12 protein-coding genes and 1 pseudogene are annotated in these 19,196 nt (G+C 68.9%); 10 read left to right on the top strand and 3 right to left on the bottom strand.

Going from position 1 to position 19,196, the window contains the following annotated elements; genetic code table 11:
- On the top strand, positions 1-1,626 hold the full coding sequence (locus PM1_RS19480; RefSeq protein WP_009619100.1) for an ABC transporter ATP-binding protein: 1,626 nt from the start codon (positions 1-3) through the stop codon (positions 1,624-1,626).
- Between the two features lie 20 nt (positions 1,627-1,646).
- Entirely contained in the window at positions 1,647-2,444 is a 798-nt protein-coding gene (gene fabI / locus PM1_RS19485) for an enoyl-ACP reductase FabI (RefSeq protein WP_009619099.1), read from the top strand.
- A 2,234-nt stretch (positions 2,445-4,678) separates the two neighbouring features.
- Here the strand turns inward: fabI and PM1_RS19490 are convergent.
- Positions 4,679-6,402 (bottom strand): annotated as a pseudogene (locus tag PM1_RS19490) (DEAD/DEAH box helicase).
- A gap of 303 nt (positions 6,403-6,705) precedes the next feature.
- On the opposite strand from PM1_RS19490, the gene PM1_RS19495 reads away from it, so the two are divergent.
- The 3 genes from PM1_RS19495 (at position 6,706) to PM1_RS19510 (ending at position 10,922) form a co-directional block, all read left to right on the top strand.
- The gene (locus PM1_RS19495) at positions 6,706-7,497 is read left to right on the top strand and encodes a crotonase/enoyl-CoA hydratase family protein (RefSeq protein WP_009619097.1); all 792 of its coding nucleotides are present in this window, start codon (positions 6,706-6,708) and stop codon (positions 7,495-7,497) included.
- Positions 7,498-7,828: 331 nt separating this feature from the next.
- On the top strand, positions 7,829-9,184 hold the full coding sequence (locus PM1_RS31140) for a collagen-like triple helix repeat-containing protein (protein ID WP_024128302.1): 1,356 nt from the start codon (positions 7,829-7,831) through the stop codon (positions 9,182-9,184).
- Positions 9,185-9,263: 79 nt separating this feature from the next.
- Complete coding sequence (locus tag PM1_RS19510; RefSeq protein ID WP_009619095.1) at positions 9,264-10,922, top strand: ShlB/FhaC/HecB family hemolysin secretion/activation protein; 1,659 nt, start codon at positions 9,264-9,266, stop codon at positions 10,920-10,922.
- A gap of 15 nt (positions 10,923-10,937) precedes the next feature.
- On the opposite strand, the gene PM1_RS19515 is transcribed toward PM1_RS19510, so the two are convergent.
- Positions 10,938-11,684, bottom strand: coding sequence for a spermidine synthase (locus PM1_RS19515; protein WP_009619094.1), 747 nt, complete (start codon positions 11,682-11,684; stop codon positions 10,938-10,940).
- Between the two features lie 219 nt (positions 11,685-11,903).
- Between PM1_RS19515 and PM1_RS19520 the strand changes: the two genes are divergently transcribed.
- Positions 11,904-13,250, top strand: a complete 1,347-nt coding sequence (locus tag PM1_RS19520) for a class II 3-deoxy-7-phosphoheptulonate synthase (RefSeq protein ID WP_009619093.1) — start codon at positions 11,904-11,906, stop codon at positions 13,248-13,250.
- A 36-nt stretch (positions 13,251-13,286) separates the two neighbouring features.
- On the opposite strand, the gene PM1_RS19525 is transcribed toward PM1_RS19520, so the two are convergent.
- Positions 13,287-13,763 carry a DUF1289 domain-containing protein gene (locus tag PM1_RS19525; RefSeq protein ID WP_009619092.1) on the bottom strand — a complete coding sequence of 159 codons (477 nt, stop codon included), beginning with the start codon at positions 13,761-13,763 and terminating at the stop codon, positions 13,287-13,289.
- 392 nt (positions 13,764-14,155) lie between these two features.
- Between PM1_RS19525 and acnB the strand changes: the two genes are divergently transcribed.
- The 4 genes from acnB to PM1_RS19545 all read left to right on the top strand — a co-directional run bounded on the left by acnB (position 14,156) and on the right by PM1_RS19545 (position 19,168).
- Positions 14,156-16,765 carry a bifunctional aconitate hydratase 2/2-methylisocitrate dehydratase gene (gene acnB / locus PM1_RS19530; protein WP_009619091.1) on the top strand — a complete coding sequence of 870 codons (2,610 nt, stop codon included), beginning with the start codon at positions 14,156-14,158 and terminating at the stop codon, positions 16,763-16,765.
- A gap of 371 nt (positions 16,766-17,136) precedes the next feature.
- Entirely contained in the window at positions 17,137-17,352 is a 216-nt protein-coding gene (locus tag PM1_RS19535) for a cysteine-rich CWC family protein (RefSeq protein ID WP_009619090.1), read from the top strand.
- A complete protein-coding gene (locus tag PM1_RS19540; protein WP_009619089.1) occupies positions 17,352-18,047 on the top strand; it encodes a pseudouridine synthase in 696 nt (231 codons plus the stop codon). Before PM1_RS19535 ends, PM1_RS19540 begins: the two co-directional genes overlap by 1 nt.
- Before the next feature lie 83 nt (positions 18,048-18,130).
- Positions 18,131-19,168, top strand: coding sequence for a L,D-transpeptidase (locus PM1_RS19545; protein WP_009619088.1), 1,038 nt, complete (start codon positions 18,131-18,133; stop codon positions 19,166-19,168).
- Positions 19,169-19,196 lie beyond the last annotated feature (28 nt).

A 19,196-nucleotide genomic window follows, 5' to 3' on the forward strand; every position in this document is an offset into this window, starting at 1 on the left:
ATGAGCCAGAGCGCCCAAGACAACCTGGTGGAAATCCGCGACCTTTGCGTCGACTTCGCCTGCGGCGAGGAATGCGTCCACGCCGTGGACCAGGTCAGCTTCGACATCCGCCGCGGCGAGACCCTGGCCCTGGTCGGCGAAAGCGGCTCGGGCAAGTCGGTCACCGCCCTTTCCCTCCTGCGCCTGCTGCCCTACCCCACGGCCAGCCACCCCAGCGGCAGCGTCCGCTACGCCGGGCTGGACCTGCTCAAGGCGCCGGAACGCAAGCTGCGCGGCATCCGCGGCAACCGCATCGCCATGGTCTTCCAGGAGCCCATGACCTCGCTGAACCCGCTGCACACCGTGGAGAAGCAGATCGGCGAAGTGCTCGCTCTGCACAAGGGCCTGCAGGGCCAGGCGGCGCGCGCGCGCATCCTCGAACTGCTCGACCTGGTCGGCATCCCCGACCCGGCCACGCGGCTGAAGTCCTACCCCCACGAGCTGTCCGGCGGCCAACGGCAGCGGGTGATGATCGCCATGGCCCTGGCCAACGAGCCGGAGCTGCTGATCGCCGACGAGCCGACCACGGCGCTGGACGTCACCGTGCAGCTGAAAATCCTCGACCTGCTGGCCGAGCTGCAGACGCGCCTGGGCATGGCTTTGCTGCTGATCACCCACGACCTCAACCTGGTGCGGCGCATCGCCCACCGCGTGTGCGTGATGCAGCAGGGCAAGATCGTCGAGCAGGCCGATTGCGAGCAGTTGTTCGAAGCCCCGCAGCACCCCTACACCCGCGAGCTGCTCGGCGCCGAACCCAGCGGCGCGCCGGCGGCCAACCCGCCGGGCGAGGAACTGCTGAGCGTGCAGGACCTGCGCGTGTGGTTCCCGATCAAGAAGGGCGTGTTCCGCCGCACCGTCGACCACATCAAGGCGGTGGACGGTATCGACTTCAGCCTGCCCCGCGGGCAGACCCTGGGCATTGTCGGCGAAAGCGGCTCAGGCAAGTCCACCCTGGGCCTGGCCATCCTGCGGCTGATCGACAGCCGCGGCGGCATTCGCTTCGAGGGCAACGCCCTGGACACCATGAACCAGGCCGAGGTGCGCCCGCTGCGCCGCGAGATGCAGGTGGTCTTCCAGGACCCGTACGGCAGCCTCAGCCCGCGCCTGTCGGTGGGCCAGATCGTCGGCGAGGGCCTGGAAGTCCACGGCATCTGCGACGAGAAGGAACAGCAGCAGCGGATCATCGACGCGCTGCTGGAAGTCGGCCTGGACCCGCAGGCGCGGCACCGCTACCCCCACGAATTCTCCGGCGGCCAGCGCCAGCGCATCGCCATCGCCCGCGCCCTGGTGCTCAAGCCGGCGCTGATCCTGCTGGACGAGCCGACCTCGGCGCTGGACCGCTCGGTGCAGCGCCAGGTGGTCGACCTGCTGCGCCAGTTGCAGGCCAAGTACAACCTCACCTACCTGTTCATCAGCCACGACCTCGCGGTGGTCAAGGCCCTGAGCCACCAGTTGCTGGTGATCCGCCAGGGCAAGGTGGTCGAAGGCGGCCCGGCGCAGGAAATCTTCAGCGCGCCGCAGCATCCCTACACGCAGCAACTGCTGGAAGCCGCCTTCATGGCCCCGGCGGCGGCGCTTGAAGACTGACCTGCAAGGAAGGGACGAACATGGGTTTTCTAGCCGGTAAACGCGCGCTGATCGTCGGCGTGGCCAGCAAGCTGTCCATCGCCTCGGGCATCGCTGAGGCGATGCACCGCGAAGGCGCGCAACTCGCCTTCACCTACCAGAACGACAAGCTCAAGGGCCGCGTCGAGGAATTCGCCGCCGGCTGGGGCTCCAGCGCCGAGCTGTGCTTCCCCTGCGACGTCGCCAACGACGCCGACATCGAGGCGGTGTTCCACGAACTGGGCAAGCAGTGGGACGGCCTGGACATCATCGTCCACTCGGTGGGCTTCGCCCCGGGCGACCAGTTGGACGGCGACTTCACCAGCGTCACCAGCCGCGACGGCTTCCGCATCGCCCACGACATCAGCGCCTACAGCTTCGTCGCCCTGGCCAAGGCCGGCCGCGAAATGATGAAAGGCCGCAACGGCAGCCTGCTGACCCTCACCTACCTGGGCGCCGAGCGCACCATGCCCAACTACAACGTGATGGGCATGGCCAAGGCCAGCCTGGAAGCCGGCGTGCGCTACCTGGCCGGCAGCCTGGGCCCGGAAGGCACGCGGGTGAACGCGGTGTCCGCCGGCCCGATCCGCACCCTGGCCGCCTCCGGCATCAAGAGCTTCCGCAAGATGCTCGCCGCCAACGAACGCCAGACCCCGCTGCGGCGCAACGTGACCATCGAAGAAGTCGGCAACGCCGCGGCCTTCCTCTGCTCCGACCTGGCCAGCGGCATCAGCGGCGAAATCCTCTACGTCGACGGCGGCTTCAACACCACCGCGATGGGGCCGCTGGAAGACAGCTGAGCAGACGGGCGGGGCGCTGTATTTGCTGGACGGCGTAGGAGCGGATCTCATCCGCGAATCGCGCCGCAGCCGCCGGCCATCGCGGACAAGGTCCGCTCCTACGGGCGAGAACGCCATGCCTCCCAGCAAACTGTAGGAGCGGGCCCTGCCCGCGATTTCGCGCGCAGGGCGCGCTCCTACAGGGGAATGGCGCGGGTGAAGCGGCGTAGCGGATCTCATCCGCGAATCGCGCCGCAGCCGCCGGCCATCGCGGACAAGGTCCGCTCCTACGGGCGAGAACGCCATGCCTCTCAGCAAACTGTAGGAGCGGGCCCTGCCCGCGATTTCGCGCGCAGGGCGCGCTCCTACAGGGGAATGGCGCGGGTGAAGCGGCGTAGCGGATCTCATCCGCGAATCGCACCGGAACCTCCGGCCATCGCGGACAAGGTCCGCTCCTACGGGCGAGAACGCCATGCCTCCCAGCAAACTGTAGGAGCGGGCCCTGCCCGCGATTTCGCGCGCAGGGCGCGCTCCTACAGGGGAATGGCGCGGGTGAAGCGGCGTAGCGGATCTCATCCGCGAATCGCACCGGAACCTCCGGCTATCGCGGACAAGGTCCGCTCCTACGGGCGAGAACGCCATGCCTCCCAGCAAACTGTAGGAGCGGGCCCTGCCCGCGATTCGCGCGCAGGGCGCGCTCCTACAGGGGAATGGCGCGGGTGAAGCGGCGTAGCGGATCTCATCCGCGAATCGCGCCGGAACCGCCGGCTATCGCGGACAAGGTCCGCTCCTACGGGTGGGAACACCATGCCTCCCAGCAAACTGTAGGAGCGGGCCCTGCCCGCGATTTCGCGCGCAGGGCGCGCTCCTACAGGGGAATGGCACGGGTGAAGCGGCGTAGCGGATCTCATCCGCGAATCGCGCCGCAGCCGCCGGCCATCGCGGACAAGGTCCGCTCCTACAGGTGGGAACGCCATGCCTCCCAGCAAACTGTAGGAGCGGACCCTGCCCGCGATTTCGCGCGCAGGGCGCGCTCCTACAGGGGAATGGCGCGGGTGAAGCGGCGTAGCGGATCTCATCCGCGAATCGCGCCGGAACCTCCGGCCATCGCGGACAAGGTCCTACGGGTGGGAACGCCATGCCTCCCAGCAAACTGTAGGAGCGGGCCCTGCCCGCGATTCGCGCGCAGGGCGCGCTCCTACAGGGGAATGGCGCGGGTGAAGCGGCGTAGCGGATCTCATCCGCGAATCGCGCCGGAACCTCCGGCCATCGCGGACAAGGTCCGCTCCTACGGGCGAGAATGCCATGCCTCCCTGCAAACTGTAGGAGCGGGCCCTGCCCGCGATTCGCGCGCAGGGCGCGCTCCTACAGGGGAATGGCGCGGGTGAAGCGGCGTAGCGGATCTCATCCGCGAATCGCGCCGGAACCGCCGGCTATCGCGGACAAGGTCCGCTCCTACGGGTGGGAACACCATGCCTCCCAGCAAACTGTAGGAGCGGGCCCTGCCCGCGATTTCGCGCGCAGGGCGCGCTCCTACAGGGGAATGGCACGGGTGAAGCGGCGTAGCGGATCTCATCCGCGAATCGCGCCGCAGCCGCCGGCCATCGCGGACAAGGTCCGCTCCTACAGGTGGGAACGCCATGCCTCCCAGCAAACTGTAGGAGCGGACCCTGCCCGCGATTTCGCGCGCAGGGCGCGCTCCTACAGGGGAATGGCGCGGGTGAAGCGGCGTAGCGGATCTCATCCGCGAATCGCGCCGGAACCTCCGGCCATCGCGGACAAGGTCCTACGGGTGGGAACGCCATGCCTCCCAGCAAACTGTAGGAGCGGGCCCTGCCCGCGATTCGCGCGCAGGGCGCGCTCCTACAGGGGAATGGCGCGGGTGAAGCGGCGTAGCGGATCTTATCCGCGAATCGCGCCGGAACCTCCGGCCATCGCGGACAAGGTCCGCTCCTACGGGCGAGAACGCCATGCCTCCCAGCAAACTGGGAGCGGGCCCTGCCCGCGATTTCGCGCGCAGGGCGCGCTCCTACAGGGGAATGGCGCGGGTGGAAATGCCATGCCTCCTACAGCCTTCGTAGGATGGGTTGAGCGAAGCGATACCCATCACCAATGGCAGCATGGGTTTCGCAAGCTCAACCCATCCTACGAAAAGCACCTCGCGCGGCCGGCAAGAGAATTGCTCCAAACAAAAACGCCGCACCCGGTCACCCGGATGCGGCGTTTTCATTCGATCGCGGCGCGTGGCGCGCGGATCAATCCTCGCGGTAGCGGCGCAGGCGCAGGGCCTTGCCGGCGACGCGGGTGTCCTTGAGCTTGCCGAGCAGGCGCTCCAGGCCGTCTTCGGGCAGTTCGATCAGGCTGAAGGTCTCGCGGATCTGGATGCGGCCGATGGCCTCGCGGGACAGGCCGCCCTCGTTGAGGATGGCGCCCAGCAGGTTCTTCGCCGCCACGCCGTCGCGCGCGCCCAGGGCGGTGCGGCAGCGGGCCTTGCCTTCGGCCGGGGCGACCATCGGGCGGCGCTCGCCGGAGCGTTCGCCACGGTCACTGCGCTCACCGCGTTCGCCACGCTCGTAGCGGTCGCTGCGCTCGCGCGGGGCGGCCGGGGTCAGCGGTTGTTCGCGGCGCACCGATTCCAGGTCCAGGGCCTTGCCTTCGGTGAGCTTGGCCAGCAGCACCGCGGACAGGGTTTCGGCATCGGTGCCCAGGCGGCGGCACAGCTCGTCGCGCACGGCGCCACGGGTGGCGACGGCGGTTTCCAGCAGCGGCTGCAGGCCGGCGGCCAGGCGCGCCAGGCGTGCTTCCAGCACGGTGTCGGCGTCGGGCAGGCGCACTTCGCCGACCTTCTGCCCGGTGACGCGCTCGATCACCTGCAACATGCGGCGCTCGCGCGGGGTCACCAGCAGCAGCGCGCGGCCTTCGCGGCCGGCGCGGCCGGTACGGCCGATGCGGTGCACGTAGGACTCGGGGTCGTACGGCATGTCGATGTTCAGCACGTGGGTGATGCGCGCCACGTCCAGGCCACGGGCGGCCACGTCGGTGGCGATGACGATGTCCAGCGAGCCGTCCTTGAGCGACTCGATGACGCGCTCGCGCTGGGCCTGCGGGATATCGCCGTTCAGCGCGGCGGCGCGGTAGCCCTGGCGCTCGAGCAGCTCGGCGATGTCCAGGGTGGCCTGCTTGGTGCGCACGAAGCCGATCAGCGCGTCGAACTGCTCGACTTCCAGCAGGCGCAGGATGGAGGCGGCCTTCTGGTCGGCATGGACCATCAGGTGGACCTGCTCGATGCGCGCCACGGTCTGGGTCTTGGCGGCGATGCGGACGTGCTTGGGTTCTTTCAGGTGGCGTTCGGCGATGCTGCGGATCGAGGCCGGCAGGGTCGCGGAGAACAGCACGGTCTGGCGGCTGGCCGGCATGGCCTCGAAGATCACTTCCAGGTCGTCCATGAAGCCGAGCTTGAGCATCTCGTCGGCCTCGTCGAGGACCAGGCGCTCGACGGTGCCCAGCAGGTTCTCGTCGCGGCGCAGGTGGTCGCACAGGCGGCCGGGGGTGGCCACCAGCACCTGGGCGCCCTGGCGCAGGGCCTTGAGTTGCGGGCCCATGGGCGCGCCGCCGTAGACGGCGACCACGCCGACGCCGGGCATCTGCTTGGAGTAGGTTTCGCAGGCGGTGGCCACCTGCAGGGCCAGTTCGCGGGTCGGCACCAGGATCAGCATCTGGGGCTCGCGGCGGGTCGGTTCGATCTTCGACAGCAGCGGCAGGGCGAAGGCGGCGGTCTTGCCGGTGCCGGTCTGGGCCTGGCCGATCATGTCGTGGCCTTCGAGGATCACCGGGATCGACTGGGCCTGGATGGGCGATGGCTCTTCGTAGCCGACCGCGGCGATGGCAGCGAGGATATTGGAATGAATGCCGAGCGCGGCGAAGCCGCCGGTTTCCTGGGTCATGGGTTTTGCCTCTAAATACATCCGCAAAGACCCAATGGCCGAGCTGCGCATGCCCTGTACGACACTGAAGTCACCCAGGCAGCTGGAAGCGGGGATTTGCGAACTGAACTGTTGGAAGAATACGTCAAGGAAGTCCGCGGATGCGGATGCACAGCCAGAGCGTGCAGGCTCCGAAAGATGCGGTCCCGAACAGGGCCGTGACAGGCCGGCGCGTATCATACCGGAAAAATGCCGTCGATGTGCGGCTTTTCCGCTGTCGCTGGCCGAACGGTCAAGACTTGCACAATCGGCCACCCGCCGTCTATACCGAGCAGGGCCACCTGCCAGGAGCACGCGCCGTGAACCCTACCAGCGAACCCCGCGTCACCGTCACGCGCCGCGGCCACCTCCTGCTGCTGGGCCTGAACCGGCCGCAGAAGCGCAACGCCTTCGACCAGCGCATGCTCGACGAACTGATGCTGGCCCTGGGCGACTACGAACGCGACGACGACCTGCGCTGCGCGCTGATCGTCGCCCACGGCGAGCACTTCAGCGCCGGCCTCGACCTGGCCGACGTCAGCCAGCGCCTGCACGACGGCTGGCAACTGCCGGCCGGCGCGGTCGACCCCTGGGGCACCCTCGGCGGGCCGCGGCTGAGCAAGCCGCTGGTGGTCGCCGTGCAGGGCTACTGCTACACCATCGGCATCGAGCTGATGCTGGCGGCGGACATCTGCCTGTGCGCCAGCACCGCCCGCTTCGCCCAGATGGAGGTGCGCCGCGGCCTGCTGCCCCTGGGCGGCGCCACCCTGCGCCTGCCGCAGGTGGCCGGCTGGGGCAACGCCATGCGCTGGCTGCTCAGCGGCGACGAGTTCGATGCCCACGAAGCCTGGCGCCTGGGCCTGGTGCAGGAAATCCACCCGCCCGAAGAGCTGCTGCCCGAAGCCCTGAAGCTGGCCGCGCGCATTGCCCGCCGCGCCCCGCTGGCCGTGCGCGCCACCCTGGCCTCGGCGCGGCGCGCCCAGGAACAGGGAACGGCGCAGGCCATCCGCGAGTTGCCGCAGCAACTCAAGGCCCTGCTGGCCAGCGAGGATGCCCGCGAAGGCCTGCAGTCGCTGCTGGAAAGACGCGAAGGCAACTTCTCCGGCAACTAGCCCCGGCGCCCCGCCCTTCGCGACGACGCCCGCGCGCCTTCGCCGCACCCCGGCAAAGCGCTATATCGAAAGTATTAAATCGCCCCGCGAAGGCCGCCAATCGCCTTGAAAGCACCGGTGAATCGCCAGGGCGAAAACGACCAAACGACTATCTACAAGAGGCAATTTCGCCCTCCCGACAAAGCACGAAGACTGTGCCGGAAATCAGGAGAGGCGCTCTTCCCGCTGGCGGATCGAGGCTTCCCCTGAAACACCAGAGCCCGTCAGGGAGGAGCCCAACAAGATGTCTGGTCCCATTCGTGTATTCGCATTGTCTCTTCTGGTCGTTGCCATGTCGCTGCAAGGGTGCAGCAGCAAGGGCGGCCATCACAGCAGTGTCGCCAGTTCCGGGAGCGGTTCCGGCCAGGGCGCCGGCGACGGCGGCTCGGGTAGCGGTGGCGATGGCAGCGGTTCCGGCGGTACTGGCGGCAACGGCAGCGGTGGCGACGGCGGGACCGGCGGCAACAACGGTGGCGGCGACGGCGGCAACAATGGCGGCGGAACCGGCGGTACCACTCCCAGCACCACCAGCACCATCCTCAGCAATACCGGCGAAGCGGTCAGCGCCCTGGGCAACACCGTCAACGGCGTCGGCGGCGTGGTCAAGGGCATTGACCTGCCGGTGGTCGGCAGTGGCGTGAGCGAAGGCGCCGGCAACGTCATCCAGGACGTCGGCCAGGGCGTGAACAGCCTGGGCAGCGGTATCACCAACGGCATCGGCCAGCTCGGCAGCAATCCCAATGCCCTGGGCACCACGGTCGCCGGCGCCACCGGCACGGTGAGCAGCGTCGGCAACGCGGTCAGCGACCTGGGCGGAACCGTCGCCGCGGTGGGCGCCAACACCCCGCTGAAACCGGTGACCGCCACCCTGGGCGGCGTGGTCGATGGCGTCGGCGGGCAGATCAGCATGCTCGGCGACTCCCTCAGCGGCGCCGTCACCAGCGGCCCGCTCAGCCCGCTGACCAAGCAGCTCAGCGCCACCACCGCCGGCCTGGTCGGCCAGGTCGAGGGCGTGACCCAGCAGGTCGGCGCCACCACCGGCCTGGGCGCGCCGGTGAACAACCTGATGACCACGGTCGGCGGCCTGGTGGGCCAGGTCGGCACCCAGCTCGGCAGCGCCACGCCGGTCCTCGCGCCGGTGGGCAGCATCGTGACCAACGTCGGCGAAGCCGTGAGCGCGACGGGCGGCCTGGTCAACGCACCGGCCGGCAGCAGCCCCGGCAACCCGATCGGCGGGCTGCTCTCGGGCGTCACCGGCGCCCTGGGCGGCGCCACCGGCAGCAGCAATCCGGTCGGCGGCCTGCTCTCCGGCGTCACCGGCACCCTGGGCGGCGTCACCGGCGGCAGCAACCCGGTCGGCGGCCTGCTCTCCGGCGTCACCGGCACCCTGGGCGGCGTCACCGGCGGCAGCAGCCCGGTCAGCGGCCTGCTCTCCGGCGTCACCGGCACCCTGGGCGGCGTCACCGGCGGCAGCAGCCCGGTCGGCGGCCTGCTCTCCGGCGTCACTGGCACCCTCGGCGGCGTCACCAGCAGCGTCGGCAGCAACGGCCTGGCCAGCAACGGCGGCCTGCTCGGCGGCACCCTGGGCACCGTGGGCGGCCTGCTGGGCGGCGTGACCGGCAGCCTGGGCGGCAAGTCCGGAAACTGACGGCAAGGCCGCCAAAGCGAACGGCGAAGGGTCGGCAACGGCCCTTCGCCCTTTCATTTAACGGCTTCAGGGAGAAGCCATGCGCAAGCTGACCGTAGTAACGCTGTTGTTAGCCAGCCCCCTCGCCTGGGCCGACCGCCCCATCCAACTGCCCGGTTCCGACATCGAACAGAGCCTGCCCAGGCCCAACCTGCCCGGCGGCGACGTGCGCCCCCAGGCGCCGCGGGTCAGCACCCCGGCGGCCGCGCAGCCGCAGCAGTTGCTCGAACGGCGCATCCGCCTGCGGCGCATCGAAGTCGCCGGCGGCGGCCACTACCCCATCGCCACCTGGAAGCCCCTGCTGGAGCCGCTGACCCGCCGCGAGATCAAGATCGGCGAACTGGTGGCGGCGGCCAAGGCCATCACCCGGCGCTACCAGGACGACGGCTACCTCATTTCCTTCGCCTACGTGCCCAACCAGGATTTCCGCGGCGGCGTCGGGCGCATCATGCTGATCGAAGGCCACCTGCGCGAAGTGCGCAGCGCCGGCGACCTGGGCGTGCACCAGGCCCGCGTGGAGCGCTGGATCGAGCGCCTGAAGGCCGAGCAGCCGCTGACCCGCGCCAGCTTCGAGCGCTTCAGCGTGCTGATGAGCCGCATCCCCGGCCTGAAGATGGACATGGTCCTCAACCCGCCGACCACCACCGATGGCGGCGCCGTGCTGGAGATGCTCGGCAGGCACGAGATGGTCACCACCGGCGCCGACTTCGACTCGCGCCACGGCAACCCGCGCGGGCTGTTCAACGCCACCCTGGCCTCGCTGCTGGGCCATGGCGAACAGCTGCAGTTCAGCTACCTCTACCCGCCCGGCGACGACAAGGAGCACTACCGCGCCTGGAACTACAGCCAGTTGCTGGGCGACAACGGCCTGCAACTGATGGCCGGCTACAGCCACTACAACGCCAGCCTGGAAGACCGCGTGGTGATCGGCCCGCTGCAGTACGCGCGCAAGCGCGAGAACGAAAGGGTAAGCGCCGGCCTGGGCATCCCCGTGCTGCTGCGCCGCGACCTGACCTGGGACGTCAACCTACGCGCCTACACGGTCGACGACAGCAGCCGCTACGACCTGCTGGCGCCAGCCACGCCCTACAGCGTGAAGCTGCGCAGCAAGTTGCGCGTGGTGGGCGTCGATACCCTGGTCCAGCAGTTCGCCGAGAAGCAGGCGCGCGCCGGCAGCCTGGCCGTCTACAAGGGCCTGAACGCCTTCGACGCGCAGAGCACCGCGCCGGCGAAGAAGGACTTCACCCGCGTGCTCGGCTTCGGCGCCCAGCAGAACCAGTTCGGCGAACGCATGCAGGGCGTGGCCAACGTCAGCTTCCAGTGGGCCCACGACAGCCTGCCGGACTCCGAGCAGATCACCTACGGCGGCGCCAACTTCGGCCGCGGCTACCCGGACGACCAGGCCACCGGCGACAAGGGCTGGGGCGCCTCCTACGAGGTGAACTACTCGTTCCTCTGGCAGAACAAGTGGATGAACCAGTTGCAGCCCTACCTGGTGGTGGATGGCGCGCGCACCCACTACAACGCCAACGGCCAGCCCGGCGCCAAGCTCGGTTCCGGCGCCGTCGGGGTGCGCTTCTCCAACCGCAAGCAGTACGTGCTGGGGGTGGAAGTGGCCAAGCCGTTCGCCGACCGCGCCATCGACAACGACGAGCGCAGCCCGCGGCTGAACCTGACGCTCAGCTACCAGCTCCCCTGAAAGGACGCCCCGCCGCTACTGCGCGGGGCGCAGCGCGTCGATGTAGACGCCCAGGTCGTAGCCCAGGTCGCCCTGCAGGGCCTTGGCGCGCTTTTTCAGCCCGCGTGGCTCCAGGCTCTGCTCGACGTCGGCGGGCACGAAGACGATCACGTTGCCCTCCGGCACCGGGCATTCCAGGTAGTGGCGGTGGAAGCGCCCGCGCAGCAGGGCCGCGCCCAACGGGCGGCCGTCGTCGGTGCTCCACTGGTTGATGATCAGCCAGCCGCCGGGGCGCAGCTTGTCGCGGCAGGCGCCGAGGAAGTCCCAGCCCAGGTGCGCCGGCGCGGGGCCGGTGTCGGTGTAGAGGTCGAGGAAGATCAGGTCGGCCGGCGCGCAGTTGCCCAGCTCCTCCACGGCATCGCCGATGCGCAGCCGCAGGCGCGGCTCGTCCACCAGGCCCAGGTGCTCGCGGGCCAGGCGCGGGATCGCCGGGCGCAGCTCGACGGCCTCCGCCTCGTCCAGCGCCAGGTGCTTCAGGCAGGCCTGGGTCAGGCTGCCGGCGCCGAAGCCGAGGAACAGCGCGCGGCGCGGCGCGGGATGGCACAGTGCGCCCAGCAGCATGGCGCGGGAATAGTCGTACTCCAGCCAGGCCGGGTCGCCGATGCGCACGCAGCTCTGCTCCACTTCCTCGCCGAACTCCAGGTAGCGGTAGCCGCCCTGCTCCACCACGCGGATCACCCCGTAGGCGTCGCGCTCCTCGGCTATCAGCAGGTCCTCGCTCATGCCCGGAGCCCCCGGCCACGGCAACGGGCGCCAGCGCGCGGCCGGCGATGCGGAAGGGTATTGGAAGGCAGGCTCTGGTACACGCGGGCTCTCCGCAGGGCAAGGACGGCGACGGCCGCGGGCTCATGGAAGGCGAAGGATACCAGCCCCGCCGCGCTGAAGGTGGCCGCGCCCGGTGTTACCATGGGCGACTACCCGCCATTGCCCCGCGAGCCCCCGATGAGCCAGACCTGGAGCCCCGACAGCTGGAGAAGCCGCCCCATCCAGCAGCAACCCGCCTACCCCGACGCCGCGCGCCTGCAGCAGGTCGAGCAGACGCTCGCCAGCTACCCGCCGCTGGTGTTCGCCGGCGAGGCCCGCGAGTTGCGCCGACAGTTCGCCGAGGTCACCGCCGGGCGTGCCTTCCTGCTGCAGGGCGGCGACTGCGCCGAGAGCTTCGCCGAGTTCTCCGCGGCGAAGATCCGCGACACCTTCAAGGTGCTGCTGCAGATGGCGGTGGTCATGACCTTCGCCGCCGGCTGCCCGGTGGTGAAGGTCGGGCGCATGGCCGGGCAGTTCGCCAAGCCGCGCTCCTGCGGCGAGGAAACCGTGGGCGACCTGACCCTGCCGGCCTACCGCGGCGACATCGTCAACGGCATCGGCTTCGACGAGGCCAACCGCGTGCCGGACCCGCAGCGCCTGCTGCAGGCCTACCACCAGTCCACCGCCACCCTCAACCTGCTGCGCGCCTTCGCCCAGGGCGGCTTCGCCGACCTCCACGAAGTGCACCAGTGGAACCTCGACTTCATCGCCAACTCGGCGCTGGCGGAGAAGTACAGCCAGCTCGCCGGGCGCATCGACGAAACCCTCGCCTTCATGCGCGCCTGCGGCCTGGACACGGCCCCGCAACTGCGCGAGGTGAGCTTCTTCACCGCCCACGAGGCGCTGCTGCTGAACTACGAGGAAGCCTTCATCCGCCGCGACAGCCTGACCGGCGGCTGGTACGACTGCTCGGCGCACATGCTCTGGATCGGCGACCGCACCCGCCAGCTGGACGGCGCCCACGTCGAGATGCTGCGCGGGGTGGGCAACCCCATCGGCGTCAAGGTCGGGCCGAGCATGGGCGACGAGGAGCTGCTGCGGCTGATCGACATCCTCAACCCGGACAACGACCCCGGCCGCCTCAACCTGATCGTGCGCATGGGCGCCGACAAGGTCGGCGACGGCCTGCCGCGGCTGATCCGCACCGTGCAGCGCGAAGGCCGCCAGGTGCTGTGGAGCTGCGACCCGATGCACGGCAACACCATCAAGGCCTCCAGCGGCTACAAGACCCGCGACTTCGCGCGCATCCTCGCCGAGGTGCGGCAGTTCTTCGAGGTGCACAAGGCCGAGGGCAGCCACGCCGGCGGCATCCACATCGAGATGACCGGGCAGAACGTCACCGAATGCATCGGCGGCGCGCGGCCGATCACCGAAGCCGGGCTCAGCGACCGCTACCACACCCACTGCGACCCGCGGCTGAACGCCGACCAGTCGCTGGAGCTGGCCTTCCTCATCGCCGAGACGCTGAAGCAGGCGCGGCGCTGAGCCGACGAACGGCGCCCGCGCTTGGCGGGCGCCGGTTCAGACGCGCAGGTCCATGCCCTCGCGGAGGAAGCGCGGGGCGATGTAGCGGTCGTAATGGGCCTCGGAAAGCAGGAAGAACTCGCGGTCGATGGCGTCGCGCAGCTCCGGCAGCGGCCGTTCGCGGAACTCCGGCAGCAGGGCCACGCCGTAGGCATCGAGGTTCTGGATCAGCCGCGAGCCGCGGGCGATCAGCTGATAGGCCCAGCAGTACGGCGACTGCTCGGGGACGAAGCGGATCTGCCGCTGCTCCAGCTGGGCGCGCAGGCGCGGCGCGTCGAACACCTCCAGCTTGGCCACCATCACCTGCACCAGCAGCACCTCCAGGCGCTTCCACACCGCGCGCTTCTCCTCCTCGCCGTACAGGTTCCAGTTCACCACCTCATGGTGGAAACGCTTGCAGCCACGGCACACGAGGTCGCCGTAGACGGTGGAACAGAGGCCGACACAGGGGGTCTTGATGCGCTGGGAGGACATGGGCGGAACAGCTTCTTGAGGCATAAGGCAGTGCGGCATCTTAGCCCTTTGTCTAGGCAATATCACCCTTGCCCGCCCAGCATTGCCGCTTACTTTCGGCAATGAATTCCAGTAGAATCGGCCCGCCTTTCACAAGGCGCAATGCCCGTTCGAAGCTGTTTTCAAAGCGTCACGAAGCACAGATTCCGGCAGCCGCGCGGTCTGGGCGCCCCCCTCAAGCGCCCAGTCCCCCTCGTCCCAGGCCCTCCGGCGTAAAACTTTGAAAACAGCTTCTGTCTGGAGGCTGCCGGTGCCGTCGTAGGTCCGTGGATTACCGTCCACCATGCCTGACGAATGGATCGGCGAGGTCTCCTGGATACGCGTCCCACGGGACCACTGATGAGGGAAATACTGTGCTTGAAGCCTACCGCAAACACGTAGAAGAGCGTGCCGCCCAGGGTGTCGTGCCCCAGCCGCTGAACGCCGAACAGACCGCCGGTCTGGTCGAACTCCTGAAGAACCCGCCGGCCGGCGAAGAAGAATTCCTCCTCGACCTGATCACCAACCGCGTCCCGCCGGGCGTGGACGAGGCCGCCTACGTCAAGGCCGGCTTCCTCTCCGCCGTCGCCAAGGGCGAAGCCACCTCCCCGCTGATCAGCAAGGCCCGCGCCGTCGAGCTGCTGGGCACCATGCAGGGCGGCTACAACATCGCCACCCTGGTCGAACTGCTGGACAGCGCCGAGCTGGCCGAAGTCGCCGCCGCGCAACTGAAGCACACCCTGCTGATGTTCGACGCCTTCCACGACGTTTCCGAACGCGCCAAGAAAGGCAACGCCGCCGCCAAGGCCGTGCTGCAGTCCTGGGCCGACGGCGAGTGGTTCCAGGCCCGCCCGGCGGTCGCCGAGAAGATCACCCTGACCGTGTTCAAGGTGCCCGGCGAAACCAACACCGACGACCTGTCCCCGGCCCCCGACGCCTGGTCGCGCCCGGACATCCCGCTGCACGCCCTGGCCATGCTGAAGATGGCCCGCGACGGCATCGAGCCGGTACAACCCGGCGCCGTCGGCCCGCTGAAGCAGATCGAAGCGGTCAAGGCCAAAGGCTTCCCGGTCGCCTACGTCGGCGACGTGGTCGGCACCGGTTCGTCCCGCAAGTCCGCCACCAACTCGGTGCTGTGGTTCTTCGGCGACGACATCCCCTACGTGCCGAACAAGCGCGCAGGCGGCTTCTGCTTCGGCACCAAGATCGCCCCGATCTTCTACAACACCATGGAAGACGCCGGCGCCCTGCCGATCGAGTTCGACTGCACCAACCTGGCCATGGGCGACGTCATCGACGTGTACCCCTACGAAGGCAAGGTCGTGCGTCACGACAGCGGCGAACTGGTCACCACCTTCGAGCTGAAGACCCCGGTTCTGCTCGACGAAGTCCGCGCCGGCGGCCGTATCCCGCTGATCGTCGGCCGCGGCCTGACCGAGAAGGCCCGCGCCGAACTGGGCCTGGCCCCGTCCGAGCTGTTCAAGAAGCCCGAAGCCCCCGCCGACAGCGGCAAGGGCTACACCCTGGCGCAGAAGATGGTCGGTCGCGCCTGCGGCCTGCCGGAAGGCAAAGGCGTGCGTCCGGGCACCTACTGCGAACCGAAGATGACCACCGTCGGTTCCCAGGACACCACCGGCCCGATGACCCGCGACGAGCTGAAGGACCTGGCCTGCCTGGGCTTTTCCGCCGACCTGGTGATGCAGTCCTTCTGCCACACCGCGGCCTATCCGAAGCCGATCGACGTCAAGACCCACCACACCCTGCCGGACTTCATCATGACCCGCGGCGGCGTGTCCCTGCGTCCGGGCGACGGCATCATCCACAGCTGGCTGAACCGCATGCTGCTGCCCGACACCGTCGGCACCGGCGGCGACTCGCACACCCGCTTCCCGATCGGCATCAGCTTCCCGGCCGGCTCGGGCCTTGTGGCCTTCGCCGCCGCCACCGGCGTAATGCCGCTGGACATGCCCGAATCGGTCCTGGTGCGCTTCAAGGGCAAGCTGCAACCGGGCATCACCCTGCGTGACCTGGTCCACGCCATCCCCTACTACGCCATCCAGCAGGGCCTGCTGACCGTCGAGAAGAAAGGCAAGAAGAACATCTTCTCCGGCCGCATCCTCGAAATCGAAGGCCTGAACGATCTGACCGTCGAGCAAGCCTTCGAGCTGTCCGACGCCTCGGCCGAACGCTCCGCCGCCGGTTGCACCATCAAGCTGCCGGAACAGGCCATCGCCGAATACCTGAAGTCGAACATCACCCTGCTGCGCTGGATGATCGGCGAAGGCTACGGCGACGCCCGCACCCTGGAGCGCCGCGCGCAAGCGATGGAAGCCTGGCTGGCCAACCCGCAACTGCTGGAAGCCGACAAGGACGCCGAATACGCCGCGGTCATCGAGATCGACCTGGCCGACGTCAAGGAGCCGGTGCTCTGCGCCCCGAACGACCCGGACGACGCCCGCCTGCTGTCCAGCGTGCAAGGCCGCAAGATCGACGAGGTGTTCATCGGTTCGTGCATGACCAACATCGGTCACTTCCGCGCCGCCGGCAAGCTGCTGGACAAGGTCAAGGGTGGCATTCCGACCCGTCTGTGGCTGGCCCCGCCGACCAAGATGGACGCCCACCAGCTGACCGAGGAAGGCTACTACGGCATCTACGGCAAGGCTGGCGCGCGCATGGAAATGCCGGGCTGCTCGCTGTGCATGGGTAACCAGGCCCGCGTCCAGACCGGTTCCACCGTGGTCTCCACCTCCACCCGTAACTTCCCGAACCGCCTGGGCGATTCCACCGACGTGTTCCTGGCGTCGGCGGAGCTGGCCGCCGTGGCTTCGATCATCGGCAAGCTGCCGACCGTCGAGGAGTACATGGCCTACGCGAAGGACATCGACAGCATGTCTGCCGATATCTACCGCTACCTGAGCTTCGACCAGATCGCCGAGTTCAAGGAAGCTGCTGCCAACGCCAAGATTCCGGTCGTTCAAGCCTAAGCCTTTCGGCGTGAGGAAAGCCCTGGCCGGTACGGTGGGGCTTTGAAAGGAATGCCGTTTCTTCCCCTGGGAGAAACGGCATTTTTTATTTGGGCTCCAGGCGCCTATGGCGTTATCTGCCGAATCGCGGGCGTAGGGGCAACTGTCTTGCAAGCCGCGCCAGGGGGCTCTTCGTAGGATGGGTTGAGCTTGCGATACCCATGCGGTGGCGCTGATGGGTATCGCTTCGCTCAACACCATCCTACGGGTCTCGTGCTTGCCGGCCACGCCGGACATCCCGGTGGCATGAACACCCCCAGGCATCCGATTCCCCTTGCACCCCGGCGCCGCCCGCTGCACCCTGTGCCCCCGGCAAAGCACCGACCCGCACCATGACCGACACGCCCGACCCCACCCGTTGCCCCCTCTGCGGCCAGCGCAACAGCTGCAGCCAGGCCGACCCGGACGCCGACGGGACGCTCTGCTGGTGCTTCCAGACGCGCATCGACCCCGCCGCCCTGGCCCGTGTCCCGCCACAACTGCTCGACCGCGCCTGCCTGTGCCCGCGCTGCGCGCAGAGCCTGCCGCCCGACGACGAACCCGCCTGATGCGCCTGGACCGCTTCCTCACCAACCTGCCCCGCTTCAGCCGCCAGGACGCGCGCCTGCTGCTGGCCGCCGGGCGCCTGAAGGTGGACGGCGCAGTGGTCCGCGACGGCCGCCACGAGGTGCGCGAGTTCAGCCGCGTGGAGCTGGACGGCGAGGTGCTGCAGGCCGGCCGCCCGGCGCGCTACTTCATGCTGCACAAGCCCGCCGGCTGCGTCAGCGCCACTCGGGACCCAGAGCACCGCACCGTGCTCGACCTGCTCGACGAACCGGACAAGCACGAACTGCACATCGGCGGGCGGCTGGACTTCAACACCACCGGCCTGCTGCTGATCACCAACGACGGCCAGTGGTCGCGGCGCATGACCCTGCCCGGGCGCAAACTGCCCAAGGTCTACTACGTGGAGACCGAGCAGCCGATCGAGGCGCACTACGCCGAAGTCTTCGCCCGCGGCCTGTACTTCCGCTACGAGGACCTCACCACCCTCCCCGCACAGCTGGAGATCCTCGCCCCGCGCGCGGCGCGCCTGACTCTCCACGAAGGCCGCTACCACCAGGTCAAGCGTATGTTCGGGCACTTCCAGAACAAGGTCACCCGCCTGCACCGCGAACGCATGGGCGGCCTGGCCCTGGACCCGCAGCTGGCGCCAGGCCAGTACCGAGCCCTGAGCGCCGCCGAGCTGGTCGCGCTGGGCTGAGGCCTGCCGTCCGGCATCGCGAATTGCAGGGGCGGCTCGGCCCCGACTAAGCTGCGAGGACGCCCGCGCATCGAAGGAATACGATGAAGATCCTGTCTTTCGCCCTGCTGCTGTTCAGCCTGGTCGCCCTCCCCGTCGAGGCCAACTCCAGCCACGCCTCGCCGCTCAACGACCTGCAGGCGGCGCTGAAGAAGCTCAAGCCCGGGCAGTTCCTCTGGTACCCGGAGATTTCCCCGCAGGGCCCGGTCACGGTGGTGGTCAGCCTCACCGAACAGCGCGCCTACGTGTACCGCAACGGCATCGCCATCGGCGTGGCCACGGTCAGCACCGGCAAGCGCGGCAAGGAAACCCCCACCGGCGTGTTCACCATCCTGCAGAAGAAGGTGGAATACCACTCCGACCTGTACGACAGCGCGCCCATGCCCTACATGCAGCGCCTGACCTGGGACGGCATCGCCCTGCACGCCGGCAACCTGCCCGGCTACCCCGCCTCCCACGGCTGCATCCGCCTGCCCATGGCCTTCGCCAAGAAGCTCTACGAGGTCACCGGCTTCAGCAACACCACGGTGATCATCTCCGACGCCAGGAGCTCGCCGGTGGAGGTCTACCACCCCGGCCTGCTCGCCCCGCAGGTGAGCGAAGGCAAGGCCAGCGGCCCGGCCAGCCCGGCGGTGGAACCTTACTGGAGCGACCCGGGCGAAAGCCTCGGGCCGATCTCGGTGCTGATCAGCCGCGCCGACCGCCGCGCCTACGTGTACCGCGGCGGCACCCAGATCGGCAGCGCCCCGGTGGCCCTCGACAACCCCGGCGCGCGCACCGGCGTGGCGGCCTTCTCGCTGCTGGAGCGGCCCACCCCGGAACAGCTGGCCAGCGCCAGCCCCAACCTGCGCTGGAGCGCGGTGCAGGTGAGCAACCCGCAGGCCGGCCTGACCCCCGCCGAACAGCTCGGCCAGTTCAGCATGGACGCGCACTTCCTGCACTCGCTGCTGCTGGCCATGGACGTCGGCAGCACCCTGGTCATTACCGACCTGCCGTCCAGCCGCGAAACGCGCAGCAACCCCGACTTCACGGTGATCACCACCAACGACCGACAAGCGGTACCGGCACCGGTCAAAAAATGAGCGAGAATCCCCCCTAATTTCGCGCACT

The sequence above is a fragment of the Pseudomonas sp. M1 genome (assembly GCF_022760135.1).
In the GTDB taxonomy this organism is placed as follows: domain Bacteria; phylum Pseudomonadota; class Gammaproteobacteria; order Pseudomonadales; family Pseudomonadaceae; genus Pseudomonas; species Pseudomonas citronellolis.